Origin of the sequence: Streptomyces sp. cg40 (genome assembly GCF_050320165.1) — a bacterium.
Classification (GTDB): Bacteria; Actinomycetota; Actinomycetes; order Streptomycetales; family Streptomycetaceae; genus Streptomyces; species Streptomyces hokutonensis.
In genome coordinates, this window is sequence record NZ_CP190128.1 from 1,917,394 (window position 1) to 1,943,421 (window position 26,028).

The 26,028-nt window shown below is 66.6% G+C and carries 29 protein-coding genes and 1 pseudogene; 15 read left to right on the forward strand and 15 right to left on the reverse strand.

All coding sequences use genetic code 11. The annotated features are described in order from the left end of the window. The first annotated feature begins 50 nt into the window (after nucleotides 1-50). The 10 genes from ACQHII_RS08510 to ACQHII_RS08555 all read left to right on the forward strand — a co-directional run bounded on the left by ACQHII_RS08510 (nucleotide 51) and on the right by ACQHII_RS08555 (nucleotide 6,593). Entirely contained in the window at nucleotides 51-362 is a 312-nt protein-coding gene (locus tag ACQHII_RS08510; RefSeq protein WP_427918682.1) for a hypothetical protein, read from the forward strand. A gap of 414 nt (nucleotides 363-776) precedes the next feature. Beyond that, nucleotides 777-1,016: a hypothetical protein gene (locus ACQHII_RS08515; protein WP_427918683.1), complete on the forward strand. Its 240-nt coding sequence runs from the start codon at nucleotides 777-779 to the stop codon at nucleotides 1,014-1,016. Continuing rightward, the gene (locus tag ACQHII_RS08520) at nucleotides 994-1,569 is read left to right on the forward strand and encodes an RNA polymerase sigma factor (protein ID WP_427918684.1); all 576 of its coding nucleotides are present in this window, start codon (nucleotides 994-996) and stop codon (nucleotides 1,567-1,569) included. Before ACQHII_RS08515 ends, ACQHII_RS08520 begins: the two co-directional genes overlap by 23 nt. Beyond that, a complete protein-coding gene (locus tag ACQHII_RS08525; RefSeq protein WP_427918685.1) occupies nucleotides 1,566-2,555 on the forward strand; it encodes a hypothetical protein in 990 nt (329 codons plus the stop codon). Before ACQHII_RS08520 ends, ACQHII_RS08525 begins: the two co-directional genes overlap by 4 nt. Nucleotides 2,556-2,865: 310 nt before the next feature. Then, nucleotides 2,866-3,189 (forward strand): helix-turn-helix domain-containing protein, encoded by a 324-nt coding sequence (locus ACQHII_RS08530; RefSeq protein ID WP_427918686.1) that lies wholly within the window; start codon nucleotides 2,866-2,868, stop codon nucleotides 3,187-3,189. After that, nucleotides 3,176-3,694: an ImmA/IrrE family metallo-endopeptidase gene (locus tag ACQHII_RS08535; RefSeq protein ID WP_427918687.1), complete on the forward strand. Its 519-nt coding sequence runs from the start codon at nucleotides 3,176-3,178 to the stop codon at nucleotides 3,692-3,694. The genes ACQHII_RS08530 and ACQHII_RS08535 overlap by 14 nt, the downstream gene beginning before the upstream one ends. Before the next feature lie 230 nt (nucleotides 3,695-3,924). After that, nucleotides 3,925-4,218 (forward strand): hypothetical protein, encoded by a 294-nt coding sequence (locus ACQHII_RS08540; protein ID WP_427918688.1) that lies wholly within the window; start codon nucleotides 3,925-3,927, stop codon nucleotides 4,216-4,218. A gap of 1 nt (nucleotide 4,219) precedes the next feature. Next, complete coding sequence (locus tag ACQHII_RS08545) at nucleotides 4,220-4,696, forward strand: hypothetical protein (protein ID WP_427918689.1); 477 nt, start codon at nucleotides 4,220-4,222, stop codon at nucleotides 4,694-4,696. Beyond that, entirely contained in the window at nucleotides 4,693-5,223 is a 531-nt protein-coding gene (locus ACQHII_RS08550; protein ID WP_427918690.1) for a Mov34/MPN/PAD-1 family protein, read from the forward strand. Before ACQHII_RS08545 ends, ACQHII_RS08550 begins: the two co-directional genes overlap by 4 nt. Next, complete coding sequence (locus ACQHII_RS08555; protein WP_427918691.1) at nucleotides 5,220-6,593, forward strand: hypothetical protein; 1,374 nt, start codon at nucleotides 5,220-5,222, stop codon at nucleotides 6,591-6,593. Before ACQHII_RS08550 ends, ACQHII_RS08555 begins: the two co-directional genes overlap by 4 nt. A 31-nt stretch (nucleotides 6,594-6,624) precedes the next feature. On the opposite strand, the gene ACQHII_RS08560 is transcribed toward ACQHII_RS08555, so the two are convergent. From ACQHII_RS08560 to ACQHII_RS08605, 10 genes and pseudogenes are all read right to left on the reverse strand, one after another. After that, nucleotides 6,625-7,311 (reverse strand): citrate/2-methylcitrate synthase, encoded by a 687-nt coding sequence (locus ACQHII_RS08560; RefSeq protein WP_427918692.1) that lies wholly within the window; start codon nucleotides 7,309-7,311, stop codon nucleotides 6,625-6,627. A gap of 53 nt (nucleotides 7,312-7,364) precedes the next feature. Beyond that, nucleotides 7,365-7,559: a hypothetical protein gene (locus ACQHII_RS08565; RefSeq protein ID WP_427918693.1), complete on the reverse strand. Its 195-nt coding sequence runs from the start codon at nucleotides 7,557-7,559 to the stop codon at nucleotides 7,365-7,367. Further along, entirely contained in the window at nucleotides 7,556-8,344 is a 789-nt protein-coding gene (locus tag ACQHII_RS08570; protein WP_427918694.1) for a hypothetical protein, read from the reverse strand. Before ACQHII_RS08570 ends, ACQHII_RS08565 begins: the two co-directional genes overlap by 4 nt. After that, nucleotides 8,341-10,251: a hypothetical protein gene (locus tag ACQHII_RS08575; protein WP_427918695.1), complete on the reverse strand. Its 1,911-nt coding sequence runs from the start codon at nucleotides 10,249-10,251 to the stop codon at nucleotides 8,341-8,343. Before ACQHII_RS08575 ends, ACQHII_RS08570 begins: the two co-directional genes overlap by 4 nt. Nucleotides 10,252-10,406: 155 nt before the next feature. Beyond that, nucleotides 10,407-11,192, reverse strand: a complete 786-nt coding sequence (locus ACQHII_RS08580) for a hypothetical protein (protein ID WP_427918696.1) — start codon at nucleotides 11,190-11,192, stop codon at nucleotides 10,407-10,409. A 118-nt stretch (nucleotides 11,193-11,310) separates the two neighbouring features. After that, nucleotides 11,311-12,039 (reverse strand): Crp/Fnr family transcriptional regulator, encoded by a 729-nt coding sequence (locus tag ACQHII_RS08585; RefSeq protein WP_427918697.1) that lies wholly within the window; start codon nucleotides 12,037-12,039, stop codon nucleotides 11,311-11,313. Then, nucleotides 12,036-12,530, reverse strand: a complete 495-nt coding sequence (locus ACQHII_RS08590) for a Pycsar system effector family protein (RefSeq protein WP_427918698.1) — start codon at nucleotides 12,528-12,530, stop codon at nucleotides 12,036-12,038. Before ACQHII_RS08590 ends, ACQHII_RS08585 begins: the two co-directional genes overlap by 4 nt. 311 nt (nucleotides 12,531-12,841) lie before the next feature. Then, nucleotides 12,842-13,411 (reverse strand): hypothetical protein, encoded by a 570-nt coding sequence (locus ACQHII_RS08595; RefSeq protein ID WP_427918699.1) that lies wholly within the window; start codon nucleotides 13,409-13,411, stop codon nucleotides 12,842-12,844. A 185-nt stretch (nucleotides 13,412-13,596) separates the two neighbouring features. Then, nucleotides 13,597-14,763 (reverse strand): annotated as a pseudogene (locus ACQHII_RS08600) (citrate synthase). Nucleotides 14,764-15,134: 371 nt separating this feature from the next. Beyond that, a complete protein-coding gene (locus ACQHII_RS08605; protein ID WP_427918700.1) occupies nucleotides 15,135-15,353 on the reverse strand; it encodes a helix-turn-helix domain-containing protein in 219 nt (72 codons plus the stop codon). Nucleotides 15,354-15,882: 529 nt separating this feature from the next. Between ACQHII_RS08605 and ACQHII_RS08610 the strand changes: the two genes are divergently transcribed. Continuing rightward, nucleotides 15,883-16,839: a tyrosine-type recombinase/integrase gene (locus ACQHII_RS08610; RefSeq protein ID WP_427918701.1), complete on the forward strand. Its 957-nt coding sequence runs from the start codon at nucleotides 15,883-15,885 to the stop codon at nucleotides 16,837-16,839. Between the two features lie 48 nt (nucleotides 16,840-16,887). Here ACQHII_RS08610 and ACQHII_RS08615 read toward each other — a convergent pair whose 3' ends face one another. Further along, nucleotides 16,888-19,677: a transcriptional regulator gene (locus ACQHII_RS08615; protein WP_427918702.1), complete on the reverse strand. Its 2,790-nt coding sequence runs from the start codon at nucleotides 19,675-19,677 to the stop codon at nucleotides 16,888-16,890. A 172-nt stretch (nucleotides 19,678-19,849) separates the two neighbouring features. Here ACQHII_RS08615 and ACQHII_RS08620 point away from each other — a divergent pair, with 172 nt between their 5' ends. Then, nucleotides 19,850-20,014, forward strand: a complete 165-nt coding sequence (locus tag ACQHII_RS08620) for a hypothetical protein (protein ID WP_427918703.1) — start codon at nucleotides 19,850-19,852, stop codon at nucleotides 20,012-20,014. Between the two features lie 240 nt (nucleotides 20,015-20,254). Further along, a protein-coding gene (locus ACQHII_RS08625; protein WP_427925257.1) for an IS5 family transposase occupies nucleotides 20,255-21,084 on the forward strand; the annotation gives its coding sequence in 2 pieces (ribosomal slippage) (nucleotides 20,255-20,560 and nucleotides 20,563-21,084; 828 coding nt in all). Between the two features lie 7 nt (nucleotides 21,085-21,091). Here ACQHII_RS08625 and ACQHII_RS08630 read toward each other — a convergent pair. Both ACQHII_RS08630 and ACQHII_RS08635 read right to left on the reverse strand, forming a co-directional pair. Next, complete coding sequence (locus tag ACQHII_RS08630; RefSeq protein WP_307783011.1) at nucleotides 21,092-21,469, reverse strand: hypothetical protein; 378 nt, start codon at nucleotides 21,467-21,469, stop codon at nucleotides 21,092-21,094. A gap of 197 nt (nucleotides 21,470-21,666) precedes the next feature. After that, nucleotides 21,667-21,897: a hypothetical protein gene (locus ACQHII_RS08635; protein WP_427918704.1), complete on the reverse strand. Its 231-nt coding sequence runs from the start codon at nucleotides 21,895-21,897 to the stop codon at nucleotides 21,667-21,669. Between the two features lie 259 nt (nucleotides 21,898-22,156). Between ACQHII_RS08635 and ACQHII_RS08640 the strand changes: the two genes are divergently transcribed. Together ACQHII_RS08640 and ACQHII_RS08645 are read left to right on the forward strand one after the other, a co-directional pair. Further along, nucleotides 22,157-22,504, forward strand: coding sequence for a hypothetical protein (locus tag ACQHII_RS08640; RefSeq protein WP_427918705.1), 348 nt, complete (start codon nucleotides 22,157-22,159; stop codon nucleotides 22,502-22,504). A gap of 135 nt (nucleotides 22,505-22,639) precedes the next feature. Continuing rightward, nucleotides 22,640-23,236, forward strand: coding sequence for a hypothetical protein (locus ACQHII_RS08645; RefSeq protein WP_427918706.1), 597 nt, complete (start codon nucleotides 22,640-22,642; stop codon nucleotides 23,234-23,236). Nucleotides 23,237-23,269: 33 nt separating this feature from the next. On the opposite strand, the gene istB is transcribed toward ACQHII_RS08645, so the two are convergent. Further along, nucleotides 23,270-24,052, reverse strand: a complete 783-nt coding sequence (istB, locus tag ACQHII_RS08650) for an IS21-like element helper ATPase IstB (RefSeq protein ID WP_427918707.1) — start codon at nucleotides 24,050-24,052, stop codon at nucleotides 23,270-23,272. Then, nucleotides 24,049-25,680, reverse strand: coding sequence for an IS21 family transposase (istA, locus tag ACQHII_RS08655; RefSeq protein WP_427925258.1), 1,632 nt, complete (start codon nucleotides 25,678-25,680; stop codon nucleotides 24,049-24,051). The genes istB and istA overlap by 4 nt, the downstream gene beginning before the upstream one ends. Nucleotides 25,681-26,028 lie beyond the last annotated feature (348 nt).

Genomic DNA, 26,028 nt, shown 5'->3' on the forward strand with positions numbered 1-26,028 from the left:
GGCGGATAGCTATCCGCCTAGCCCGACCGAGTGGAGCTGGAGCAGCTCTCGTGGCCGATCACTCTCTATACGCCCGCCGGCTGCGTGAAATCGCAGACGCGCTGGATGCCGAGTTCCCACCAACCAGCGACACACGTACACCGCATCCGGACACTCTGGACATCATCAGAAACCGACACACCAAACGCGGACAGTTCAACCACGCCGTTCCCGAAGTCCTCCAACTCCAACGCAGGATCCGCCGCTGCAACGCCGACACCGGCGTACCGCACGGAGACATCGTCGCTCTGGCCGTCGACACCTGGCTCCGCGCCAACGGCTACCCGCCTGACCTCACGCGCCCCCAGGGCGAAGCGCAATGATCGGGCAGCCCGGAGAACTCTGGGGCGCCGGGCTACGACATGGTCCGTGCGAGCCGTCTGGAGCGGGACACAGGGTCTCACCGTCAGCGATGTGCACCACCAGGTTGACCTAGAACGACTATGCCCGCACTCACCTCGAACTGCAGCGGTTTACGGCGCTGGCTCGCCGTCTGCTCGGGCCGTCCGTGCAGATCTTCGGTGATGGCCCCTTCACATGGAGCCGCGCACCCCTCAGTCGGCCCCGGGAGGAATCGAATGGTCGCTGCCGGGCGCGCCTCGGTGCGCTCGGCGGTCGAGGTGACGCAGTCTCGTGACCAGCCACATGTCACAACTCCCGGCGGAATCACCACTGTTGCGGTGCGTACCACGCGTGGGCGGTACGTGAATGAGGCATTCGGAAGGGGAAGCAGCGACATGGATCCTGTGATCGTTGGAGCGGTGGTCACTGTGGCCGTCAGCCTCGTCAACGGCATAGTGAAGATCACTCAGCGGCGGGTGACCGCCGCCGTGGAGATTGCCCGCATCACCGAGGCCGGCCAGACGGACAGGATCCGCTGCACCACGGCGCAGGAATCCGGCCTCAGCCGGAACCGTGGCCCACTCCCGGCCGGCGGGAACGGGGGTGGCCGTGATGGAGGACGCACTGAGCAGTGACATCGACCTCGTCGAGCACGTCGAATCCAGTCCGGTCCCGCTGCCCGGCATCGAACTTGCCGAGGCCCTCCATCACGAGCAGTATCCGGCGCTGGTCCGCTTCCTGCTTCTGAACGGAGCGTCCTGGGCAGAAGCCCAGGACGCCGTCCAGGACGCGTTCACCCAGATGTGTGCGCCCGGTCTGTCGGTGACCCACCCTCGCGCATGGCTGCGCACCGTGGCCTGGCGGTCATGGGTGAGCCAGCAGGTGAAACCCGAGGACTCCTGCGCCGAGATACCTGAGCCGCCCACCAGCCTGCGCTGGCAGACCCCGGCCCACGCGGCCGAACTCGGGGAGGAAGAGCGGCGGGTGCTGTCCCTGCTGCTCCAGCTGCCGACCAAGCAGCGCGCGGCCATGGCCTGGCACCTCGACGGTTTCACCACCGCGGAAAGCGCCCGCGCCATGCGCACCACGCAGGCAGCCGTACGCCAGAACCTCGCCAGAGCCCGAGCTGCCCTGCGGGAAGGCCTGGGACTGGAAGGCCGCTTCAACGATGAGAGGAGGACGACGTGACGGACCGCGATCCGCGTATCCAGGCGGAAGGCCGCTGTAAAGACGACCTCGACATGCTGCTGGCGACAACGCACACGCAGCTGGGGACCGCCATCTCCGACCGCATCAACGCTCACGGCGGGCCGCCCGAGCTGCGCACCCCGGACTTGGCGTTGGACCGTCTCCTGGCTGCCACTCACCGATCCATCGGGAGTGCCGTCGCCTGCCGCCATTCCCGTGAGGCTCGTGCTGCCCAGGCCCAAAGAGATCTGGCGCTCGAAGCCCGCCTGGCAGAACGCGGCCCGCTCGCCAACCGGCCCTCGTCAGTGCGGGTGAAGTACCGTCAAGAAGCCCTGCGTCTTGCCCGCCGCTACTGGCCCAGCGACCTGGCCGAGGGCATGCGGGCTGCTGTCCGCCTCGTCCACAACCTGATCTACCTTCTGGAGAACCCCTCTCAGCCTGTTGCTGACGTGGACGCGGTGGTCGAACAACTCCGGGAACACCTCGACGCAATGGCCCGGCTGCCGGAGCCAAAACGGGCTCCGGTCACGCTCACCGGACTCGACTACCTGGTGGCTGTTGAATGGGTCCTCGCCGATCCGGCCGAGCGGTTGATGCACGATCTTCATCGAATTCGTCAGCTGCTCGATGAAGAACTGGCACCGGCGATCGACACCCTGACGTCTCCTCCGGCCGACCTGTTCGGTGTCGATGCAGTCGCCCAGGACCTCGTCGACGATCTGATCCAGGGCTGTGAGCAGGCCAATGCTCTGGCCAAGGCGGTCGGCGAAGTCGAACGGGCCAGCAGCGACTTCGTCGGAGCAGACCTCAGCGACGCCAAGCTGGAGGGCGTACTCCTGGAGGGGATTCTGTGGGATGCCGCGACTATATGGCCAGGAGGATGGGAATCCCTCGTCAGGCGTGCCTCGCTGCCTTCCACCGAAGACCAAGGAGTCCTCGTTATCGCCGCCGAACCGTCCAGCACCATGCTCCACGTCGAAGCGTGACCAGCCCACACAGGCCCTCGCCACCGGTACGGGCACAGCGGAAGGCTGTAGGCGGGACGAACTCACGGCCGGAAAGCGCAGTCTCGCGTGCGACTCCCCAGCATCAAGGTGCCGGCCCACGTGATCTTGCCGTCGTGCCAACCGAGCAATGATGTGAGTACGAAGCGGCCGCCTGCTGGCCCCCAAATCAGCGAAAGGCTGGCTGATTCAACCAGTCCAAAATGCAGGTGAAAGGGGAGGCCGATTGAATGGATCCCGGTAGTAGCGTGGTAGAGATGTCAGCGTGACTGACCTTACTGGAGGCTTCGGGATGGACGAGCAGGCGTTCAACAAGGAAGTGGGGGCGCGGGTTCGTGCTGCTCGCGAGGAGGCAGAACTGACTCAGAGCGCGCTGGCGCGTCTGGCTGGGCTGACGCGGGGATCAATCACGAATATCGAGTCCGGCACCCAGTCCACCTCGCTGTTCCGGTTGGCCAAGATCGCGGCGGCGGTGCGAGTGCAGTCAGCGGAACTCATCCCGGATCTGTCCCAGACTCCGACTGCGAGCGACCTCCCCGTTCACCTCGCGGACGCTGTTGCCGCCGTTACGCAGGCCGCCCAGCAAGTCATGGAGGCGAATCATGGCAAGGGCTGATGCTGCGGCCAAGGCGCTGCTGGAGAAGTTCAGTCTCGACAAGCCGCCGATCGATCCTTACGGGCTGGCCAAGCAGCTCGGAGTGACGGTTGTCCCACAGGATCTGGCGTCCGATGTTTCCGGCATGCTGCTGCGCAACGACGGGCAGCAGGTGATCGGCATCAACCAGACTCATACGAAGAACCGCCGGAAGTTCACGGTGGCGCACGAACTCGGCCATCTCCTGCTACATCGCGGTCGTCCGCTGATTCTGGATTCCGACCTGCGCATCAACTATCGCGACTCCGTGTCGAGTATGGCGACCGACCGGGAAGAGATCGAGGCCAACCGCTTCGCCGCAGCGCTGCTCGCGCCGGAGGTCATGGTCCGGGCCGGCGCGGCCAGAGTGTCGGCGCCATCCGCCGACGACCTCGTGGATGCACTGGCTCGCGAGTTCGAGATCAGCACGCAGGCGATGAGCTTCCGCCTGATGAACCTCGGCATCATCTCCGGCTCGGGCCACTAGCACCTCCGCGCGGACGCCCCGCCTCGACTTTGAGGTCCTCGGGGTAGCGCATCATCATCCCTTGCGAGGATAGTTTGGCTGACATAGAAGGCATGCTTGCGAAACTAGTCTGGGGTGTGCATCCTGGGACAGGCGACAACTGCCGAGGCGCGAACCGCACCACGGCGGCAGCCACTCGGAGCACGCATGGCGCGCGACTCCGCTCTGCCGTCTCCTGTAAGGAGCACTTCATGACCGAGCACGTCACCACTCCCGATCATGCCGAGGCCGGATCGCAGCACAGCCAGCTCACCGTCATCGTCTACGCTCCCCGCGACCCTGACCCGAGGACCTTCCACTTCCCGCGGACCCAGACCGTCGGCGCCGCTGCCGCCTACGCAGCCCAGCAGTTCGGCTACGCCGGCGGCACGCCCTCGTTCCAGAACAGTGAGGGTGAGGTCCTCAACCGCGACCTCAGCCTGGTCGCCGCCCACGTCCACAACGGTGACACCCTGGAACTCGTCGACATCGGCGGCGGGGTCTGACGTGCTCCCTGAGCAGGTGACCCGTGCGGTGATGGTCAGCGAGACTCCGGCCATCACCGCCTGGGCCGATCGCCACCGTTGGACAGTCTGTGTTGACCCCGACAACCAGACGCTGACCGCGGAAACACGCCACCCGGTCACGGACACGCAGGTGCGCTTCGAGGCAGACCTCACCGATTACCCGGCCTTCCCGCCTGCCTGGACCTGCCGCGACGACCAGGGGGCCAACCCCCGCAGCGCCTTTCCGCTCGCCGGCACTGGCCCGATGATCGCCGGATCGGTCTTCCACTCGAACCTGGTCATCTGCGCTCCCTGGAACCGGCTCGCGTACAGCGAGCACAGCGGCCCGCACGGTGACTGGGGTGGCCCCGGCCAGTGGAAGACGGCAGCTTCCGCCTACACCCGGGCCCACACGCTCGCCGACATGCTCAATACGCTGCGTCTGCACCTCGCCGTCAGCCCCGGGATGGCGTCATGACGGTCCACCGACGCACCCCGCTGCCCACCGGCCCGGCCCGCGGGCGGCTCCTGGTGGCGGAAAGCGTTCTCGCTCCGACCCGTGCAGCCCTTCAGGTAAGCAGCGGCTCCGACGGGCGCCGCCACGAAGGAGTGGTCCTGTGGCTTGGCCGCATCCAGGACGCTACGGCCCTGGTACTTGCCGCCGCCACACCGCCCGCCGTCACCAGCCCCGGCCGTGTCCACCTCGATGAGAACACCGTAGGAGCCGTCGCCCGCACCGCTCGTGCCAGAGGTCTCGGCGTCATCGCCCAGGTGCACTCACACCCTGGCCAAGACACCCGCCACTCCGACGGTGACGACCAGCTAGTCCTCATGCCCTTCGCGGGCATGTTCTCCCTCGTCGTCGCCGCTTATGGCACCGGGGCACTCCAGCCTGGACAAGGCGCGGGACTCCACCAGTACCAAGACGGACGCTGGGTCCTCGTCACCGACCCGGGCGCGATGATCAGCATCCCCGCCCACCTCAGCATCCAGGAGCTCGGGTGAACGACATCGCCAGACGCTTCTACGCCGAGCGTGATGCCCGTACCCTTCAATACGGGGCGGACACAGATGCTCTGACCCGCCCTATCGCTGTCCTCGTCGCCTCCGACGCAACAAGCCGCCCGGCACAGGTTGCGGCCCTCGCCTTGGTGAACATGCTCGCCCGGGTGCACCGTCGGCTTCACCTCGTCGTGCCGACGGATGACTTGTGGGCCCAGGCACTCGTGGACGCCCCCACGCTGGCTGACGCCATGGTCGCCACGGTCACCAGCATCAACCCGGTCCTGGCGCTCACGACCGCCCGAACCCCCGCCTCTATCCCGGCCGATGCGATCACCATCGGCATCGGAACGAAGCTGCCACAACGGCTCGACCTCTACCTGGGCTGGCACGGCGGCCGCGGAGAAATCGCCACCGCGCCCTGCCCCGCATCCTCGACGCCTGAGGAGGAGCACCTCCTCGGCGCCGCTACCGCAGCATGCCTGGCCGCCACCATGGCCTTCCGCGCAGCTCACGGCAACGCGATCCGTCCCACACGCCTGAACCCACTCGAACGCACCGCTGATGCAGACGCCGGCACCACAAGCCAGACCGGACCCGTCGATGCCGGGAACACTCTCGTTGTCGGAGCCGGAGCCGTCAGTCAGGCACTCTTCTACTGGCTGCGCGAGATCGGTGTCGTCGGCCAATGGGACGTAGTCGACGGTGACCTCGCCGAGCTGCACAACACCAACCGCTGCCTGGGCATGACAGCGGCCGACGCAGGCTGGCCGAACGCACTGCCACACGGAGAACCCCGGCACAAGGCGAGCATCACCGCCGAGCTCATCGGTGCACACCCGCACCCCTACTGGTACGACACGTGGCCCGACTTGGCAGACTTTCCCCGTTACGACCTCGTCCTGCCCCTTGCCAACGAGCGCGACGTTCGCGCACAGATCGCGGCGCTCGGACAGCCAGTCCTCCTACACGCCACAACCTCCCCCAACTGGACTGCAGAACTTCATCGCCACATCCCCGATCGCGACGACTGCCCGGCATGCCGCATCCCCACCGCCCAAACCAGCAGCTTCCTCTGCAGTACCGGCCCCGCGAACCCCACCACTCCGGGCAGCGCGGACGCGGCTCTACCGTTCCTCTCCGCCACCGCTGGCCTCCTCCTCGCGGCAAGCCTCCTTGAACTCCACGAAGAGAGGCAGCTCATCACGGGGCGTCAGAATCACTGGCGCCTCCACCTCGAACTCGGCTACCGCCTGTGGCAGTCGATCATCCATCTGAACAACGGCTGCCCCCACACGCTTCCGCCCGCTGCACGCCAGAACCTGCACGCCTCTGTCCCCGGACGATGGAGCATCATCGACCCCGCATTGTGACCCACAGCGGGCCCCGTGGTTCGGACCGGCGCTACCGTGCCATCGGCCGGATGATCTTCGAGTCTTCTGCCTGTTCGAGGATGTTCGCTCCCCAGCCGATCACTCGGGCCGCCGCGAACGTCAGGGTGCACATCTGCCGCGGCAGGCCGCACAGTTCCATGACCACGCCCGCGTAGAACTCGACGTTCGTGTGGAGTTCGCGGCCGGGCTTGAGTTCCAACAGTATTGCCTCCACGCGCTGCTCGACCTCGATCGCGAAGTTGACCAGCGGGCCTCCGAACTGTTCCGCGATGCAGCGCAGCATGCGGGAACGGGGATCCTCGATGCGGTAGACGGGGTGGCCAAAGCCCATCATGCGATCCCCGGCAAGGACGTGTTGCCGGATCCACGGATCGATACAGTCCCGGCTGCCGATCACATCCAGCGTGTCCAGCGCACGGCCCGCGGCACCGCCGTGGAGGGGACCGGAGAGACGGAGAGTGCCCCACCGCGCCAGCCAGCGCGGCCGCCACGTCCGTCCGGTTGGTGCGATCACTCTCGCCGTGTGATCGCGCACGCAGGTCCCGTGCTCGGCGCGCAGAACGCTGCCGCGTGCTTGCGTGAGCCGAGGCCAGTCCAGCGCTCGGTGCGAGCCGACTGGCCGCAGCAGCAGTGGTGAAGCGTGATGCCGCCACGCTCGGACGGCGCAGCGCGGGTGCGCCGAGCGGTAGTTGCGCATCCAGCATCAGGTCTCCGCCAGAGAGCGGATGGATTCCCGTACCTGTAGTTCGCCTACGGTGTTTGGTCGGGAGAGTCCTCGCCGAGGTGTCCATGGTGGCGGTACACCATTTCGTCGGGATGCCGGGTGACCCGCGCGAGCCGCCAGGCCGCGTCGTAGGACATGCGGCGTGGTTCTTGAGCACGTAACCGCAGGGCCAGGAGGCTGGTTGCCGGGTCGAGCAGCCAGCGCAGGGCGATCAGTTTCATCGTCCTGCGCCCATCCCGGCGAGGGGGTCGGACGTGCCCGGGTCGCCACCGCTGCCAGGTGCGTCGGTGGCGGCCGGGTCGTCCGACGACGCCCAGGGGGCATCGGCCCATCCCATCTGCTCGGCGATGGTGCGCACGGTGGTGGTGAACCGTGCGTGCTGTCCGGGGTCGTTGCCCAGTTTTTCCCAGACGTACAGGACGGTCCGGGCGATGCGTTCGGCCTTGGACTGGATGTCGTCCGCTGCACCGACCAGCGGAAGGATCTTCTCGTTGAAGTCGCCCCAGTCGAGGGTCTCCAGCTGGTCCAGGTGGCGTTCGAGCCACCACATCCGTGTGGTGTCCGGGGCGTTGAAGACTGCCTGGCGGAACAGGTCGCGGCGCTCCTGCTCCTGTTCGAGCTGAAGTGTCACGTCACGCAACGCGTCCTGGAATCTCTGTGCCCGGCCGGCGTCCTGCTCGGTGAGCATCAGGGTGATGCGTGCTTTCAACCAGAGTCCCGGGGTGTCCTCCGTGGTGTGCCAGTGGGCAGCCGCGAGCGTGAGGTTTTCCTGGGCGGTGTCGAGTTGTTCGGGACGGTGATCTTGGGTGATGCCGCGTCCGAGTTGGTCCATGGCAAGTCGTGCTGCAGCTTGGGCGGAGGCGGTTCCCTTGGCTCTGATGTGGGCGGGGGCCTGGTAGGTGAGGGTGCCGCGGGCGCAGAAACGGATACCGGGCAGAGAGGTGGGCCACTGCGATCTGATCCGGCAGCGCCGCCTGCTCCACCAGGGGGCGGGTCCGTGGCTCAAGGAGACGATTCCTCCTTGGACGCCTCGTAGCGGTTGACTGCTTGCACCAGGACGTCCGTCCAGAACGGATGGATGGCCGCTTCCTCCGTCACCATGAGGCGGTCCAGACGGGGGCGCAGGCTCGGTGGGGTAAGGATGTCGGCGAGCACGTCCAGCAGGTGTTCCCTGCGCTCGGGGTCGTCCTCGAAGCGCTGGTGCCACTGCTTCAGTTGCGAGAGAGCCACGTCCACGGCGTCATCGGTCAGCAGCAGGCTCTGCCACGCGTGGACGATGCGCAGTCGGGTCTCGGGGCTGTAGGTGTTGAGGACCAGGTCCGTTCCCTCGCCGCTGGAGACGAGGGCCAGGAAGGCGCCGAGGGTCTGCCTGCGCAGGTTCGCATCGGTCTGGCGGCGTTCCATGTCGCTGAGCCATTGGTCGATGGCCTTGTGTACCTCCGTCGGCCGGTGCACGGTCAGCTCGCGGAAGGCGTTGGCCAGGGTGACGGAACCGTAGCCGGCGCGGCCTGCCGCCTTGCCCAGCCTCGTCAGGGCGAGCGCTGGGTACTCAACACCCCAGGCGCCGCCGCAGATCTCGATGACGAGCTCGACCTTGGCCTCGGACGGGTTCTTGGCATCCATCCACGTACGCAGACGATCCCTGACGTAGCGGCCGAGTTCGGCATCGCCGGCGGCTTCGGTCAGCGCCTCCACGGCCAGCCAGCGTCGGGCGCCGACGAGGCCGTCGGCCAGGCCGTCGAGGATGGTCCGGTCGTGGCGGTCCACCGCGAGGCGCAGCAGGGCCTTGGCGACAAGGCGGGCATCTTCTTCCGGGATGATCCGGTCCGCGGCGATGCCGGTGACCCAGGACCGAAGCAACTCATGCTGGGTGGGGAACTCGTCCCACAGGTGCCGCAGGATGGCAGAGGGCAGGCCGTCCTTCTTCTCGTCGTGGAGGGCCAGGCTTCCGTTGCTGGTGATTTGCGCGGCGGCCAACCGGCTTGAGGTCGTGGCGTCCGTCAGGACGTTGGCCGGGGTGCGGGCAAGTCCCAGTCGGGTCAGGAGATCGTCGGCTGCACGGATGACGGAACTGCGCTGTCCTCCGTGCAGGAGGGCACCGGCCCAGACCGTGACCCGGATGGACAGCAGTTGGGCGTCGCTCTGGTTGGTCCGGTCTTTGCGCAGGAGCCTTTCGACGTCGGTGTGCCAGTCGCCGAACTCGGTGATGATGTCCTGGATCTGCTCAGGGCCCGACGCCTGGATGAGTTTTCCGGCCAGAAGCCACGCCGCGCGCGCGGACGGATTGGCCTCCCAGATGCCGGTAAAGGCGGTTTCGTTCAGCCAGGTCACCCGCTCGCCTCGGTGGCGGGCGGTGAGTTCCGCCGTCACGAGTGCCTTCGCGTCGGGTGATTCCAGGCGGACGGTGAACGGCAAGGTGGGTTCGGCCCAGTGGCCGAACCAGTCCGCGGGGGTGGCCAGGATGACGAGGAAGGAGCCCTTCTTGCGGAGGTCCTCCCCGTGGCGGACGAGGTCACTGCCCAGGTGTTCCTCGGGTTCCTCGGGGAGATCGGAGAGATCGAGGACGTATCCGGCCTCACTGTCTTTCGGCAGCGGCTGCACCGACGGCTTGGACCACTCCGGGTCGAGTTCGAACAGGGCCAGCGGACGGTTCGTCACGGTGCGCAACAGGCGTACCGCGGCCGTGCGGCGACCCGTGCCGGGGGGTGCGCACAGGACGACGATGCCGTACTCGTCCAAGTGCTTGGAGGCGGCTGCCCAGGGTTGCGCGGTCCGCGGTGGAACAAACCGGCCCTCCTGGCTCGCCTTGTAGGCCGGGTCGGTCTCGGTGATGGGGACGGGGATGACCTGCTCACCGTTGAGGTGCAGGTTGTAGGCCTGGATGCCGTGTTCACCGGACTGACTGAAGCTCACTGAGCCGGACTGAGGCTGGCCGATCGGCTCGCCGGCCTCTGGCGATGGAGGGGCGCCTGCGGGCTGGTTCGGCTCGACGGGCTCCACCGATGGGGTTTCCGCCGACGGCGACGTGGTCTCCGTGACTGCTTGCTGGCCTTGTTCGTTGTCGATCATCACTGCCCCCGCCCGGAGCCGAAGTGGTTGTAGGCCTGGATGCCGTGCTTGCCCGTTTGGCTGAAGCTCACCGTGCCCGGGGCCGGGGGTACCGGCTGAGGGGATGCTCCGGACGCGGGGGCCGGCGGCTCTGCGGGCGCGTCCGTGGTGTCGAGGGGTTCGAAGATGTCGGGATCCGCGAGCCGCCAGTCGAAGCCGGGGATGTGGACATAGGCCGGCTGCTGGAACTTCTTCACTTTCACCAGGTGGCGCATGAACTGGTCGGGCAGGACGTCGCCGTTGACGCAGCCGCTTTCGAAAACGTCCTCGTAGACGCGTTGCGAAATGATCACTGCGGTGTTGGTGATCTCCGGATTCGCACGGTTCAGCAGGGTGCGCAGTGCGTCGTCGTCCAGGAGCCGGTGGGTGTGCACCATCGGTACGCCCAGCCCGGTGTGCGGCAGCGGGCCGACATGGATGCTGACCCTGAGCTGCAGGGGCGTACTGGCGGGAGTATCCGCGCGGCGGCGGCCCAGTGCCTGCCTCAGGGCACTGGGGAAGCAGCCCACCAGCGCGGGCAACACCTCCGGGTCCATGCCGGCGACGTAGCTGTCGCCGGCATGCTGGCCGAACACCCGCAGCTGCCACTGAGCGCTCACGTTGCTGGCGCTGAGCGCCTCGGACAGCAACGGCAGGATGTCGGCGTTCACTTGCTGCATGCCTTTGCTGTCCAGCGCACTGAAGTTCCGGGCGTCCACGGCCAGGACGGCCCGGTAGGGCCACAACGGCTCCCAGGTCGGCAACATGTGCCGCTCCTCTCTCACATGACGGTGTGTGTCGCCGCGCAAATCGCGGCGAAGGCCACCCTCGTGGAGAGGCGAAAACGCAATAGTCCAGCGTTGGACGGTACGGGGGTGCGGTGAGTCACATCGCGGGAGTGGCGTCCTTGCGGCTCTTGCCGGCGGGCGGCTCCTCGCCCCGGGCGACCGCCCTGAGACGGTCCGCGTCGGTGATGATCAGGCGCCGACGGCCGAGTGTGAGGATGCCGGCGGCCTGAAGCTCGCCCAGGGCTGCGAGTGCGGACGAGCGGCGCATCGCCGCCATCGTGGCCAGCTCTGCACGGGGCATGCCCAGTTCCACCAGCGTGCCGGTCGTCCCCTGGGGGTGGCCGACTTCGTCCGCGAGGTGGCTTACCACGCGGGCCACCCGGGCGAGGGTGGGCAGGTGCACCAGGTCAGCCCGTAAGCGTTCGTGGCTGTTGAGCCGTTCGACGGTCAGTTGGTAGATGACCGTCTCCAGACGGTGGCGTTCCACGTAGCCGCGGAAGGCATGTGCGGGCAGAACGACACCGGTACAGCGTCGTGTCGCTGTGACGGTGGCTGAGCGGGGGCGGCCGAGCAAGGCGCCCATTTCCCCGAGGACTTCGCCCGGTCCACGCAGCATCAGAGTCAACTCGTCGCCGCACTCGTTGCTCTGCGTGACCTTCACCAGACCGTCGGCCAGTGCGATCACGCAGTCGGGTGACTCGCCCTGGGCGAGGAGCACGGCGTTGGACGGGTAGGTCCGTCGTCGTCCTCGCTCGATCAAGTCACGCCATACGTCGGCGGATACCAGGGAGCGGAAGTTCATCACGGTGCCCTCCCGGTGTGTCATGCGACCACGGTTGCCAGGCCGAAGGCGGCGCAGCCCGCGACCGCCAACATCAGCGACCACTGCACGCGGCGGTGCTTGGTCCAGGCGATTTCGCTCATCACCACCACTTGCCGGGACAGTGAGGGCAAGGGGTCTTTGTCTCTCAGCGCGGCTTCCAGCACTGCCGGGTCCAGGTGCCGGACGTGCCCGAAGTACAGGAAGTCGTCGCCGCTCTCCGGCCCTCGTCGCTCCTTACGGAGGTTGGGTGAGATCGCCCAAGCCGCGCAGCTGACTCCGGCCACCATGAGCAGGACCCCGACCCACAACAACAGCCGCGGCACAGGGGAGTCGAGATCACCTGCCGCTCGTTTGGAAGTTGTAAGCAGCCCCAAGACAGCCAACGCCGTGGATTGCGTCGTCAGGGCGAACGACGCTTTCGCATCAGCCTTGGCTGTCCAATCCGCAACAGCTGCCTGGATACGCCAAGCGGTCTCCGTCGGCTCATCCGCCATTCAGCCATCCCCCTAGCTGCCGACCGGGCGTTCATCCGCCGGTCCCCGGGCTGAAGTCTGAGCACAGCAAGCGGGCGGAAAACCTGCTTATGGCACTATGGCCGAGAATGGGCATTTGCCGGAGCGGAGCGCGAAGCCAGGTCCTGGCGAGCGATTTCGAACTGGATCCGGCTCAGGCTGTCCAGCTCCGTATGCGCCAAGACCTGACAGCACAAGGGCAGGACGGCAATCCTGACCAGTTCGGAAGGTGGGGGTTCCGACCCCGCTAAACGGCTCCCGGCGGTGGCTCGCCGTTCACCGTTCCGTGCGAGTTAGGACCGCACGACCCGCAGGGCCGGCACTGAAGTAGAGCTGTCGCGTGTCGTGCAGCGTCCGGCCGGCCTCAGCGGGGCGCCTGGCACGTCGCTCTCGTCCCAGCCCAGGAACTTCGCGATGGCGGGAGAGCGAACGAGGGATTCGTACAGTTCCACCGCCGTCGCGCGGTTATCGCTGTAGGCCCAGAAACTCCGGCAGCCCTCGTGGCTGTACATGATGTTGTACGACATGTCGATGCCGTAGAAGAGCCGGCTGAGGTCGTCAGGGTGCTCAAAGAGGGCGAGATGAGCCCAGAACATCGACTCCCCGAGGTGGTCGAAGGCAACGCTCTCCGCAAGTAGGGGCTGACTGCTCCCGATGAACGCATCACGCACGAGATACCGCTCGTCGGAGCAACCGTCGCACTCACAGTCCGGGTCGGTGCAGGGGCGTTCACAGATGATGTCCGGGAAGTCGTCCTCGGTGACATCGTCCAGGACGTAGCAGTCGATGGGCGGCGAAGAGAATGGGAGCGGCACGCTACCGTCGTCACGGCCGTCGTCGGCGACGACCCAGGTCTCGGACATACGGGGATTGTGTCAGCGCCGACCGGGAAGCGGCCAGTTCTGAGTGCGGCGAGGTCACGGTGCCCGATCATGACGTGCGGGAATCCGATGGACCGCCGGAGCGCCGGCGACGTAGATCTTCAAGGATCCGCGCCTGGCGGCAGGATTTCCTGGATATTCCACGGAGGCGTATGCGCGAGCCAGGATCAGGCGATGGTCGGTACCGCCACTGGCGGTTGCGGTCCGACGTACCGCGCCGCTGGACGGATGATCTTCGAATCGGCTGCCTGTTCCAGGATGTTCGCTCCCCAGCCGACCACGCGCGCCGCCGCGAACGTCGGGGTGAACATCTCCCGCGGCAGGCCGCACAGTTCCATGACCACGCCCGCGTAGAACTCGACATTCGTGTGGAGTTCGCGGCCGGGCTTGAGTTCCGCCAGGATTGCCTCCACGCACTGTTCGACCTCGACCGCGAAGTCGACCAGCGAGCCGCCGAACTGTTCCGCGATGCCACGCAGCATGCGGGAACGGGGATCCTCGGTCCGGTAGACGGGGTGGCCGAAGCCCATGATGCGATCCCCGGCAAGGACGTGCTGCCGGATCCACGGATCGATACGGTCCCGGCTGCCGATCGCATCCAGCGTGTCCAGCGCACGGCTCGGAGCACCGCCGTGGAGGGGACCGGAGAGCGCCCCCACCGCGCCGGCCAGAGCGGCCGCCACGTCCGCCCCGGTCGATGCGATCACTCTCGCCGTGAACGTTGATGCGTTGAATCCATGGTCAATGGTCGAGATCAAGTACTGCTAGATCGCCCTCGCCCGGTCCGCGTCCGGTTCCGAACCCGTCAGCATGTAGAGGTAGTTCGCGGCGTACGGCAGATCCGTCCGCGGCTCCACCGGTTCGAGGCCCTGCCCGAGCCGGTACAGCGCCGTCAGCAGCGTGGGTACGGCCGCCGCGGCCACGACCGTGTCCGCGCACCGTTGGTCGGCGTCGATGTCGTACACCGGCCGGAACCCCTTCGAGGCCCCGAGAAGGGACAGCGCAGTCCGTAGACCGGCAAGCGGGCCCGAGGCGCCGGTCGCTGCGGCGAGGGCGGGCAGTACAGCGCGCGCGTCCTCGGGCAGACGGCGGAGTTCCGCTGTCTGCGCGGCGAACGCGGACAGGTGCGCAGCCTCCGGCAGCTCGCCGTGGACCATCAGGTACCAGACGTCCTCGAAGCCTCGGGTCCGCGCAAGATCGACGGCTGAGTATTGGCGATAGTGATAAAAGCCTTCCAGTCCTCTGACGTCACCGAGTGCGGTGTCGGTGACGATGACGCCCGCGAGGCCTTGCGGTACGTCGATCGAGTTGGACGCGGCTGGGTTGGTAGGCATGTTCCCTCTTTCGACTTGATTCAGCTGTCCATGATTGACGAAATGCACGTCGATATTGATCGAATCAATATCGGGGACGGAGCGGCGTCCGTAAGGAGTCGAGGGCGTGCTCCCCCGCAGGACGGAGTGGCTCGACACCCGGGAACAGTCGTAGTGCCCGTGCCGGAGGCGGGCCTCCAGCAGTGTCGGCAGTCGGCCCCTTCAATCAGGCGCAGGGCAGGCGTCAACGAGGTTCCTGCGCCGGCGGGTTGGGATCTTTGCCTGCCGATCCACAGGCTCTGAGCACTGCATGAGCCATCGGCCTACTACTCGAAGACGGCCAGGCCCGCGTCGGCAAGCACTGGCCATTACCTGCATGCGGCTTGATGTTGCTACCGCGGGGCGGATTCGGTAGAGCGACCGTCCGCCAGGTGATTGATGAGCTCACCGGGTGCGACACCGAGCGCAACAGCAATGTCGACGAGAGTCAGAGCACTGGGATTGCGCTGCCCGTGCTCAATGTAGATGAGGCCGCGAAAACTCAGCCCGCTGCGCTCTGCGAGCTCCTCCAGGCTGTAGTCACGTTCCTCTCTGAGGCGGCGGATCTGCATACCGAGGGACAGGAGTCGCGGGTCTGGTGACGGTTCACGATCTGACACTCAGCGACACCACCGGGATGCCACACCAGACACCATGAACAGCTGTGCATAATCGATCCCCGCCTGGGAAATGCTGGTGACATACAGCCCGCAGGCAACAACCCGTGGCCAGCAGGCATCGGAGTCAAATCATCGCCGTGGCCGAATCGGCCCAGCCGAGTGGCCTTGCCCAACGAGAGACATGATGAGACCAGCACTGCCGTTTGACCGTTGGCATAAGTCCTACCCGAAACCACATCGCGGTGACACCCCGTGTAAATGCGGTACCAGGAATCGACCTCTGTACCCTTCGGCCGATCACGGGCGAGGCCTCCGGTGGCAAGCGCGCTACCTCGATCACGCCGGGCAGGAACGTCGCGTTTCGTTCGGAGAATGGCATGAAGCGCAGACCCGCTTGAACGAGGTGCGACTGCACAGCAACGAAGAACGCACAGAGGGCCCGCCGTACGCCAGCCGTAAGGTATCTTTCTACGCCGCACAGATGATCAAGAGGAAGAAGGAGAGAGGGAAGAGGCAGAACACGGTAAGTGCCTACGAGGGACATCTCCGCAACCACATCCTGCCGTTTGTCGGCAATCGACCGGCTGCATCTCTGCGCCGCGGTGACTCCACAGCATTCGTTGACCATCTGCTGTCCACGCCGAGCCTTCAGTCACCTCGCTCGGTGATCCAGGTGTTCAAGACATGGCGCATTCTCATGCACTACCTGCTGGACGAGGATGTTCCACTGCCCACCAACATGGTGTCCCGCATCGAACTACCCGAGGTCCAAAGGCGCATCGAGATCGCCCTCAGTCCCGAGCAGGTTGCCGCAGCAGCTGTGGCCATGCGGCAGGTCGAGCCGCGCTTCGAAGTCGTAGTGTGGCTGGGCGCCTGTGCCGGGCTGCGCCGCGGCGAAGCCCTCGGATTGAAATGGGATCACATCGATTGGGCACGGAATCTTCTGTTCATCAAAGAGCAACAGCAGCATGGGCGGGCTGCGCCACTCAAGACGAAGTCGAGCAATGCAAAACTGCCGGTTGACCCTTTCCTCATCAGTCAACTGGCAAGACACAGGGAGCAGTTTGGCCCACTCGGATCTGGCCTGATCCCCTCTGGTCTCACCGCCGGAACGGAGGAAAACCTCGGCCTTGTCGTTGCGAACGTTGACGGCCAGCCTGTAAAGGTGAACTACCTTTATCGCAAATGGCGTCAATCTCTTGATAGAGCAGGTCTTTCTCCAGGGACTCGATTCCATTATCTGAAGCGCTTCTACACCTCTACGCTGGGGATGTCAGGAGAGCACGATCCCAAAACGGTCCAAGCTCTCTCCCGGCATGCCAGGTTTGCCGAGACCTGGGACACCTACGCTCACCCTCCCATGGCCGTGGAGGGAGTCACGGTCGACGTATTCCAAACCGTGTTTTCGCACATCGACGGACCGCTGGCTGCACCCTGAACCGGCGCCACCCACACTGCCTGCAGTGGGAAGTTGGCGAGCAGCTGATCAGGAATCTGCCCCGTCGCGCAGTTGCGCAAGGCGGGTGAGCGCACTGGGATTACCTGCATCCGCTGCGATCCACGCGAGGCGGTCGGCTTGACGTCTGTCTCCTGCCATTTCGCGCATGATCGCGACCCGTGCCATAGCGTGGGTGTCTCCTGCATCGGCGGCAAGCCGGGCCAGTTCCTCCGCTCCGTCATGGTCGCCTGCTGCTTCTCGCAGGTCGGCCAGGCGCACCAGGGCAGAAGTGCTCCCTCGTTGAGCAGCCTGATACGCGAGACGAGCGGCCTCTTCCTGATGTCCGGCGAGTTCACGCATCTCGGCGAGACGGTTGAGAGCACTGGTGTCGCCCGCGTCTGCTGACAGCCACGCCAGGTCCTCCGCTCCCGCTGGGTCTCCGGATGCTTCCCTCAGGTCGGCCAGGCGGGCTGCCGCGCTCGGGTTTCCATCCGCCGCAGCCTGTCGGGCCAGGCGCTCTGCCTCCTCCAGATCTCCGGCGTCCGCCATCATTTCAGCGAGGCGCGCCACGGCGGTGGGATTTCCGGCTGCGGCGGCTTGCTGAACAAGTCTTTCGGCGCCTTGTCGGTCCCCGGCCGCGTAGCGGATGGCGGCGATGCGAATCAGGGCGAATCGGTGGCCGGCGTCGATGGCCTGCTGCGCGAGTTTCTCGGCTTCCTGGTGCGCGCCTGCTGCCTCGCGCATCTCAGCGAGCCGGACCAGAGCGAAGGACTGGCCGGCACGTGCGGCCCGCCGGGCGAGTTGTTCGGCTTCGTCTCGGTGTCCCGCCTTTTCCCGCTCAGCGGCGAGACGGGCGAGCGCGCTGGTGTTTCCTACACGTCCGGCACGTTGGTAGAGACGCTGTGCTTCGTGGCGGGCCGTCGGGCCGCCCGACTCTCGGATGGCGGCGATCCGTACCAACGCCGTCGTGTCGCCGGCTTTGGCGGCCAGTTGTCCCAGCCGTTCGGCCCCTTGAGTGGCTCCTTCGAGCTCTCTCCTCTCGGCCAGGCGGACGAGCGGCCCGGTGTCTCCTGCTGCCGCGGCTCGCAGGGCGAGTGCTTCGGCCTGTTTACGGTCACCGTAGGTTTCACAGATCTCGGCGAGTTGGCTCAGTCCCCTGGTATCGCCCGCATCGGCGGCCCGCTGTGCGAGGGCCTCGGCCTCGTCAGGGTGTCCGGCCCCGTGACGTATGAGGGACAGGCGGATGAGGGCAGTGATGCTGCCGGAGTCGGCGGCCTGTTGAAGGAGCCGGTCGGCTTCCTTGTCGGCGCCGTTTGCGCGTCGGATTTCGGCGAGACGTGCGATGGCGTCGGTGTTGCCCAAGTCGGCGGCTTGTTGGGCAAGTTGTCTGGCCCAGTGGAAACGGTGGCGGATCCGGGCGGCCTCGGCGAGATTCATGAGGCTTTCTGCGGTGAGGTGGTCGTAGGCTGCCTGCCAGAACGATCCCGGGGGGCACCAGCGCGCGCGGCTGCGTCGTCCGTGTTGTTCCAGGTAGTCGGCAAGCCGGCATGAGGACACGGTTGCGGTCTGCGTCGGGGAGGACCTCTGTATGGGGCGAGGCCGGGTGCGCCGCAGGGGAGCAAGGCGTCCGAGAACCGGCCGTGTGACGTCATCGAGGGCCTGCTCTAGCCAGTTGTCGGCGAGATCGTCGTATTCGTCGTCGTTGAGGTAGTCGTCAACGGCCTGTTCGAGGAAGTTGACGGGCAGGTGGAGTCCGGCTCCGAGACGTCGTGCGTCCATGGCGACTTCCAGCAGAGCGCGAACGGGTGGGTCGGCTGTCTCGTAGCGGCGCAGGAGTTCCGGTGCTCCGGCGAGGAACTGGGTCAGCCGACCGCTGTCGGTGTGCTGCAGCGCGTGGTCGAGTTGGCGGTCTCCGGCGGCGGCGAGGGCGCTGGCCTTGTTGATGGCGATGTGGTCGAAGCGGTCCGGCAGGGTGATAAGTCGTCCGGCCAGTAGTGCGCGAGCCTGTGGATGCGGGTCGGGTTCGCCATGACGCGGCAGAGCCAGGTAGTCGTCTTGGTATTCGGGCCACAGGGTTCCCAGGACCAGCACCGGGCTGGACGATACGTCGGTGAGCAGCCGGTGGACGGCGGCGGCGATCCGCTCACCGCTCGTGTCACCGAGGTAGTGCTGAGCATCGTTCAGCCAGACGACGGTCCGCGGCTCGACGCGGTGCAGATCAGCGAGTGCTGCTTCGGCCCGGATGGGATCGGAGGGATGCCACAGCCGCCATCCCAGAGCAGCCAACGGCTGGATGGCCTCCCAGCAGGCACGCGTCTTGCCCGTCGAAGACGACCCCACCAGTACAGCCATCCCGCTGTGCCCGTCGACGGCCGCCTCGACGACAATGCTCAGGTGCTCGTCGTGCGGGCGGCGTACATAGGCAGGCATTCTCCCCGTCCGGCCCGGTCTGCTCCGGTCCCGGGCACCACTGGAGACGTAGCCCGGGGCCGGCGCCTCTACCGCGAAATGAATTTCGAGGTCATACGGGTCCCACAACGGGATCGGCCTGCCCAACACTCGGCTGTCGGCCCTGCCGGCGGAACCGCGCCCATAGGCGGTGTCGAGGAGCCCCAGCAGCACCGTCACGTCCAGACGCAAGGCGCGTCCCAGCGCTCCCACCGTGTCCGCAGAGGGTCCCGGAGCGCCCGGGCTCAGCGCCCGACTGACGGTTGTACGCCCCAGTCCCGCCAAACCGGCGAGGTCGGTCTGGTTGATCCCCCGGGCTATCCGTCCCGATTCAAGTCGAGACCGCAACTCGGCCAAGGCCGCTGCATCGCGCACCTCGTCGATCCCCACGCGGAGCCCCCCTGGCCGTGCTCGATTGTTCGCCCGTGTTCATCTTCGACCAGCGCACCATGATGAACACGCCAGCCCCGAAAGTCAGTGACGCGACAGCAGTCACACCGACCTGTAGGGGTGTTCAACCGTGTCCGACCATCACGCTGTAGTCCTTCTCACCTGCGCTCTCGTGACCTTGACTGCGGTCCTCATTGCAGCGGCAGCCGGCTATCTCGCCCGCCGCGACCACGCCTCGTATCCAACAGCCATAACCCGAGCGGCAGTTGCCTTCACCGCCACCCTGACGCTGGCTGCGGGACTGGTGACGGCTCTCGCCAACCTGACCCGCCGGTGACGGAACCCCTCCCCCGGTGGGCAACCACCGCTGACCCGACCCGATGGGCAGTGGATCCCCCAGGCCGGTATGGCTGGAACGGACGTTCAGTCAGGGCCTTCGGCAATCCGCGACGCATGGCCGCACTGCCCGTCTGACATGAGAACCGCTCCCGCTACTGAGGGCGGGCCTAGAGCGTGTCTCCTTGATCGGTTCGTCAGTTGATCGGATGTGCCTGTCCGATTAGTGATCACTGATGCGATGTGGGGCCGGATCGAGCCGCTGATGCCGGCCGATCCGGTCCGCGGTCGGCGGTGGGCCGATCACCGCCGAACCTTGGAGGCCATCGCCTGGAAGTACCGCACCTGCTCTCCCTGGCGGGACCTGCCAGACGAGCTAGGCTCGTTCCAGACCGCCCACAAACGCCTGATCAGGTGGGCCATGGACGGTACCTGGGAGCGAATCCTCGCCGCACTCCTGTCAGCAGCGGACGGCAGCGATGATGTCGGCTGGACCGTGTCGGTGGATTCCACCGTCTGCCGGGCTCACCAGCATTCCGCTGGGGCCAGGAAAAAAGGGCTCCAGGCCGGGCCGAGCCCGACGATCACGCGCTCGGACGGTCCCGAGGCGGCTTGAGCACGAAGGTCCACCTCGCCAGCGACGGCCATGCACGGCCGCTGGCTCTCCGCGTCACCGCAGGTCAAGCTGGCGATGCTCCGGTCTTCGAGGCCGTCATGGCTGCCATCCGTGTTCCGAGAGGTCGGCCCGGACGACCAAGGACCCGGCCGGACACCGTCCTGGCGGAACGTGCGTACTCATCCCGCTCGATCCGAAGTCACCTCCGCCGACGCGGGATCCGCGCTGTCATCCCCCAGCCCTCCGACCAGATCGGCCACCGTCTGCGGCGAGGTCGCGTCGGCGGCCGCCCGCCTGCCTTCGACGCCGAGGCGTACAAGCAGCGCAACACGGTCGAACGGTGCATCAACCGGCTCAAGCAATGGCGCGGCCTGGCCATGCGAACGGACAAGCTCGCCATCGTCTACCAGGCCGCACTCCACCTCGCCGCCATCCTCATCTGGGCCCGGCGATAGACCGCTGTCAGCGATCGACGACCCAATGCGCGTCCGCGGGCCACGAGCCCGTGCCGACGATGTGCTCCACGAGTCTGAATGCCTCACCGATAGGCACGGTGTCCTGGTCCGGATACTCGTCTTGCTGCCCGTTGGACAGGACAAACCCGTCGCTCGACCCCTCGGATTCCGGGTCCACGGCATGCTCGCCGGGATCGCCCTCCTCTTCGAGCAGCATCACCATCGCGCGCTCGGTGTTCGTCGTGAAGGCCAGCAACCGTCCGGACGAACTGATCAGCCACGTCTCAAGCTGTCCCCTGTCGATCCTCGACCGAAGAGCCTCCAGCACCACCCCGGACGACACCGGGACAGAACTGTCGTCATTGATCACCCAGGACTCGATCACGAGCACGACAATCTCACGGACGGATCTAAGAGACAGTGCCTAGCGCTCAGGGCTTCGACACGGCGTACAGCATTGCGATAGTGACGTCTGTCGCCACGGCACGATGCCGTACGCAGCGGACGCCCTGCCGGCCTTCGCTCGATGCGCAAGAAGAACCGGCGGACAGCTGCCTCCCGCAGGCGCCGCTGCCAGTTTCCTCAACGCGAGCAGGTGTGCCCGTCGGACAGTTCCGCGACGCCGGGTCCCGCCTGGTGGCTGGCGCGGAGCAGAGCGCTGACGCGGCGGGCGAAGTCCGGTCCTGGCAGGGGGATTTCGAAGTCGTGGCGGAGGTAGCCGACGTCAACGGCAGTGGGCAGGTAGGCCATCAGGTCGGTGACGGCGGGGGCCCTGCGGCGGCTTCTGGCGAGTTGGCGCAGGACGCGGAGCATCGTGCTGGGGGTCGCGCTGAAGGGGTGGTTGGCAGGTGCCCATTCCCCTTCATGCGCCTGAGGGAGGGGGACGTCTGGCTAGGGCGGGCGTCGGCGGCCCCATCCGGGCGACTCCAACTGGCCCCGATTCGTGGACAATTCGCGAAGATCAGGCGCCTTGGGGTGGCCCCGGAGAGCGGCTTGATCTGGGACCAGTGACCTGATGCAAAGTGCCGAAAGTGCAGCCGGCCGTGAGGGGAGGTCGGGCATGATGACCTTTATGTCGACGGACACCGAAGGCTTGTATGAGGACGACACCGTGTCCTGCCCGGTCGCCGATGAGGCGACCGGTGAGGTGCGGGTGCTGTCCGAGCGGTGTTCGACATGCATCTTTCGGCCGGGCAACCCGTTCAGGTCCACGATGCCGACGACGATCCGCGACATGATCGCTGAAGCTGTGGCAGTCGAAGGGCATGTGACCTGTCACGCGACTCTGCCCGGTTCCAGGCCCGCAGGCATTGAGCCGGCGATCTGCCGTGGGTTTGCGGATATGTATGGTCACCGGTCGCTGGCCTTGCGGTTCGGAGACGCCCTGGGAATGATCCGGGAGATTCCTCCGCCCGCCTAAGGACTTGCAGGGAAGCAACACCTTGATTCCCTGCAAGTCCTTAGGCAGGACTGGAGCCTGAACCTGCTGACGCGAAGTCTGTTGATCTCCAGGCGGAATTAGCACCCCGAGCTGTCTCCGGGGCATAATCTCGCTGTGACCGATCTCGCCGCCGATGGACCAGTACTGCTATCACCGACAGAGGCGCGGTCCCTGACGGATCAGATTCGCCGCACGCTAGAAGATGTCTGGGAACTGGTCCGTCGGGCATACGCCTCGCGAGCGTGGGAGGCACTCGACTATGTCTCTTGGGACGCGTACTGCACCGCTGAATTTGGTGAGGTGAGGTCAACCAAGATCGGCCGCGATGAGCGATCCGGGGTTGTCGCGTCCATGCGGAAGGTGGGCATGAGCAACCGCGCCATCTCGTCGGCGACCGGGCTGAGCGAACCAACCGTGCGGCGGTCAGGTGCGTCATCTGACGCACCTGTGGCGATCACCGGAACCGATGGCAAGCACTACACGGTCAATGGTTTGCCCATTGGCGTCGCAGCCGGTGCCCCCGCTAATAGCCCCGGCAAGCGTTCAGGGAAGAACTCTCCGGAACTGACCGAGCAGGCCCAGCGGGCGGTGAACATGTTGGAGGGTGTGCTTATGGGGCTTCAGGAGATGCCCCTTGACGGCTGGCCCCTGGATGAGCGGCGCAAATTGGCAGCTGTGGTCCGCAAGATCGCAAAAATCACCGCGCTGTAGCACTCTGAACTGCTTTCACCTTAGGGGCGTCGGTTACTTCGTCCCGGCGTTCTTGGCCTTGGCGCGGGCCAGGCGGTATGACTCGGTGCCGGTCTCGATGAGGGCGGCGTTGAAAGTGAGCCGGTCCACAATCGCCGCGCAGAGTCGAGGATCGCTGAAGGTCTTGCTCCAGCCCGTGAACGCCTCGTTGGAGGCGATCGCGATGCTGTTCTTCTCCTCACGTTCCGTGAGAACTTGGAAGAGCATCTCCGCCCCGCGGCGGTCCAGTTCGAGGTAGCCGAGTTCGTCGATTTCGAGGAGGTCGACGCGCCCGTAGCGGGCGATGGTCTTGCCGAGCTGCTTGTCATCGGCGGCTTCGACCAGCTCGTTCACCAGAGCCGCGGCGGTGGTGTAGCGGACGCGGTAGCCGGCCATCGCGGCCGCCATGCCCAGCCCGATCAGCAGGTGGGACTTGCCGGTGCCGGAATCTCCGATCAGACACAGCGGGTAGCCCTTGGTGATCCACTCGCAGGTGGCGAGACTGTGGATGACCGCCGGATCGACGTTGGGATTCGCGCGGTAGTCGAAGTCGCGCAGGGACTTCTCCCGGGGGAAGTGGGCGGCCCGGATGCGGCGTTCGGCCCGGCGGCGGTCGCGGTCCTCGCACTCGGCCAGCAGCAGTTCGGCGAGGAATCCAGCGTAGGAGAGCCCTTCGCGTTCGGCGCGGGCGATGGTGTCGGTGGCCTGGGCCCGCATGGTGGGCAGCCGGAGCATGCGGCAGGCGGTGTCGATCGCGGCGTCGGATGCCTGTGCGGTGAGCGCGTGGTGGGCGGTCATGGCGACTCCTTGCGGTGAAGGTGCAGCAGCTCGTCCCACTGCTCAAGGCGGGGCAGGGGCCGGACATCATCGGGCAGGGGCTTGGCCAAGCGGCGCGAGGTGAGATGGCTGACCTGCGGCAGCTCCGGGGGCTCCGGCCGGTCCGGCACCGGCGTCGCGGTGACGGTCGGAGCCCGGCCGGCAATCTGAGCGGCCTTGCGGGCCTCCAGCGCGACGACGTCCTCGCTGCAGATGCCCAGCTCGACAGCGGCTCGAAGCCCGGCGATCATGTCTGCATGCTGCTGATGGCGGTGCAGCAGCAACACCCTGACCAGGGCTGTCGTTCCGTCGTCCTCGCCCAACTGCTGCTTGGCCATGGCCCAGAACGCCTCGTGCGCGGCGGTGAAGGTGCCCTCGGCGCGGGCCTGGTGCAGGGCCTCGGAGCGATCGAGCGCGCCGGGCTTGCGCAGCAGCACCTCCAGGTAGTGGTCCAGGAGCAGGTGTTCCAGACCGCGGCCGGCGAGCCGCGGATGCCGGGCGATCTCGCGACGGTTGTCGAACACGACAAGGGTGTCGCCGGTCAGATGAACAGTGACCTTGCGGTCGATGAAGCGGACCGGGACGGAGTACGAGCACATCCTGACCGTGATCCGGCTGTAGCGGTCGACCCGGGGCTCAAAGGTCATCGCCGTCTCGAACGGCTCGGCTGGCAGAGGCAGCAGATGCGGCGCCTCCCGCGCGAAGTCCTGGCCGATCGTCCGGATCCGCGATCCGATACGGCCGCCCGTCTCGCGATCCTCGAACTCGGCGATCCGGCAGTTGAGTTCCTCCAGCGTCTCCACCCGTGGAACCGGGGTGAGATAGTTACGGCGGAAGTAACCGACCTGGCCCTCCACCCCGCCCTTCTCATGGGCCCCGCGAAGTCCCGGCTCGCAGTAGAACGCGGTGAATCCGTAGAACTCCCGCATCGCGGTCCACCTTGGGTTCTCCTCCCGCAGCCGGCTGCGGAAGACGACCTTGCGGACAGCCGGGGTGAGGTTGTCGTAGCGCACCTGGCCCGCCGGCACCCCGCCCAGCACCTGCAGGGCGTGGACGTGCCCCTCGAAGAACGCCTGCTGTCCGCACGATCGGGAAATGCGGTGTACCGACCGGCCCGAGTAGGCCAGCCGGAACGCGAACAGGAAGCACTTCACCCGCTCTCCGGCGAGATCGACCCAGACCTCTCCGAAGTCGACCTCGGCATCGGCGCCCGGCACATTGTGTCGGGTCAAGTAGCCCTCGGCCGGGACACCTTCCTGCGCCGCGATCGCCCGTCGGCGGGCCGTGACGAAGTCCCGCACCGTGGTGTACGGAAGCGTGACCCCGAACTCCTCCTCCAACCACGTGCCGATCCGCTTGGCGGTGTGCCGCTGCTTGCGCGGCGCCTCCAGATCCGCCCGCAGCCACTCATCCACCGTCTTCTTGTACGGCTCCATCCGCGGAGAGATCCGCACCGGACGCTTCCGGGGATTGGCCACCGGCGAGGCCAGAGCCTCACGTACCAGACGCCGGTGCACCCCGTACTTCCGCGACAACGCCCGGATCGACAGCTTCAGCTGCCAGCTGTCCCGGCGAATCCGGTCGAACAACTCCTGCTTGGACAAGGCCATGCGCAGCACCCACCCCCGGCGGACCACATCCACCGTTCCACCGCAAGGCCCAAGGTGGGGCCACTTCGCCTCGCCACCACCCCTCAGTACCCCCGAACGCCCCCGCCGGTGGGGCCCATTGGGCTCGCCTCGGTGGAGCCGCTGACACCCGCCCCAGCCAGGGACGTCGGTGGGGATCGGGGTGGCAGTGGCGTCGGTCTGCTGCTGCCACCAGTCGGCGATGTCGTCCTCCCCGTTGGAGAGGTGGTGCAGGTAGAGGCAATAGGCGGCCGCGCTCTGGCCGGCGCCGGCGGCGTACTGCCACCAGCAGCGGGCGCCGTCGTCGGTGTCGGTCAGCTGCAGGACGCA

Bases quoted from the DNA above. Each gene is read 5' to 3' on its own strand.
- ACQHII_RS08515 (WP_427918683.1), top strand. From the start codon at position 777: ATGGATCCTGTGATCGTTGGAGCGGTGGTCACTGTGGCCGTCAGCCTC.
- ACQHII_RS08520 (WP_427918684.1), top strand. From the start codon at position 994: ATGGAGGACGCACTGAGCAGTGACATCGACCTCGTCGAGCACGTCGAA.
- ACQHII_RS08530 (WP_427918686.1), top strand. From the start codon at position 2,866: ATGGACGAGCAGGCGTTCAACAAGGAAGTGGGGGCGCGGGTTCGTGCT.
- ACQHII_RS08535 (WP_427918687.1), top strand. From the start codon at position 3,176: ATGGCAAGGGCTGATGCTGCGGCCAAGGCGCTGCTGGAGAAGTTCAGT.
- ACQHII_RS08540 (WP_427918688.1), top strand. From the start codon at position 3,925: ATGACCGAGCACGTCACCACTCCCGATCATGCCGAGGCCGGATCGCAG.
- ACQHII_RS08550 (WP_427918690.1), top strand. From the start codon at position 4,693: ATGACGGTCCACCGACGCACCCCGCTGCCCACCGGCCCGGCCCGCGGG.
- ACQHII_RS08560 (WP_427918692.1), bottom strand. From the start codon at position 7,311: ATGCGCAACTACCGCTCGGCGCACCCGCGCTGCGCCGTCCGAGCGTGG.
- ACQHII_RS08565 (WP_427918693.1), bottom strand. From the start codon at position 7,559: ATGAAACTGATCGCCCTGCGCTGGCTGCTCGACCCGGCAACCAGCCTC.
- ACQHII_RS08580 (WP_427918696.1), bottom strand. From the start codon at position 11,192: ATGTTGCCGACCTGGGAGCCGTTGTGGCCCTACCGGGCCGTCCTGGCC.
- ACQHII_RS08585 (WP_427918697.1), bottom strand. From the start codon at position 12,039: ATGACACACCGGGAGGGCACCGTGATGAACTTCCGCTCCCTGGTATCC.
- ACQHII_RS08590 (WP_427918698.1), bottom strand. From the start codon at position 12,530: ATGGCGGATGAGCCGACGGAGACCGCTTGGCGTATCCAGGCAGCTGTT.
- ACQHII_RS08595 (WP_427918699.1), bottom strand. From the start codon at position 13,411: ATGTCCGAGACCTGGGTCGTCGCCGACGACGGCCGTGACGACGGTAGC.
- ACQHII_RS08605 (WP_427918700.1), bottom strand. From the start codon at position 15,353: ATGCAGATCCGCCGCCTCAGAGAGGAACGTGACTACAGCCTGGAGGAG.
- ACQHII_RS08610 (WP_427918701.1), top strand. From the start codon at position 15,883: ATGATCAAGAGGAAGAAGGAGAGAGGGAAGAGGCAGAACACGGTAAGT.
- ACQHII_RS08635 (WP_427918704.1), bottom strand. From the start codon at position 21,897: ATGCTCCGCGTCCTGCGCCAACTCGCCAGAAGCCGCCGCAGGGCCCCC.
- ACQHII_RS08640 (WP_427918705.1), top strand. From the start codon at position 22,157: ATGTCGACGGACACCGAAGGCTTGTATGAGGACGACACCGTGTCCTGC.
- istB (WP_427918707.1), bottom strand. From the start codon at position 24,052: ATGACCGCCCACCACGCGCTCACCGCACAGGCATCCGACGCCGCGATC.
- istA (WP_427925258.1), bottom strand. From the start codon at position 25,680: ATGGCCTTGTCCAAGCAGGAGTTGTTCGACCGGATTCGCCGGGACAGC.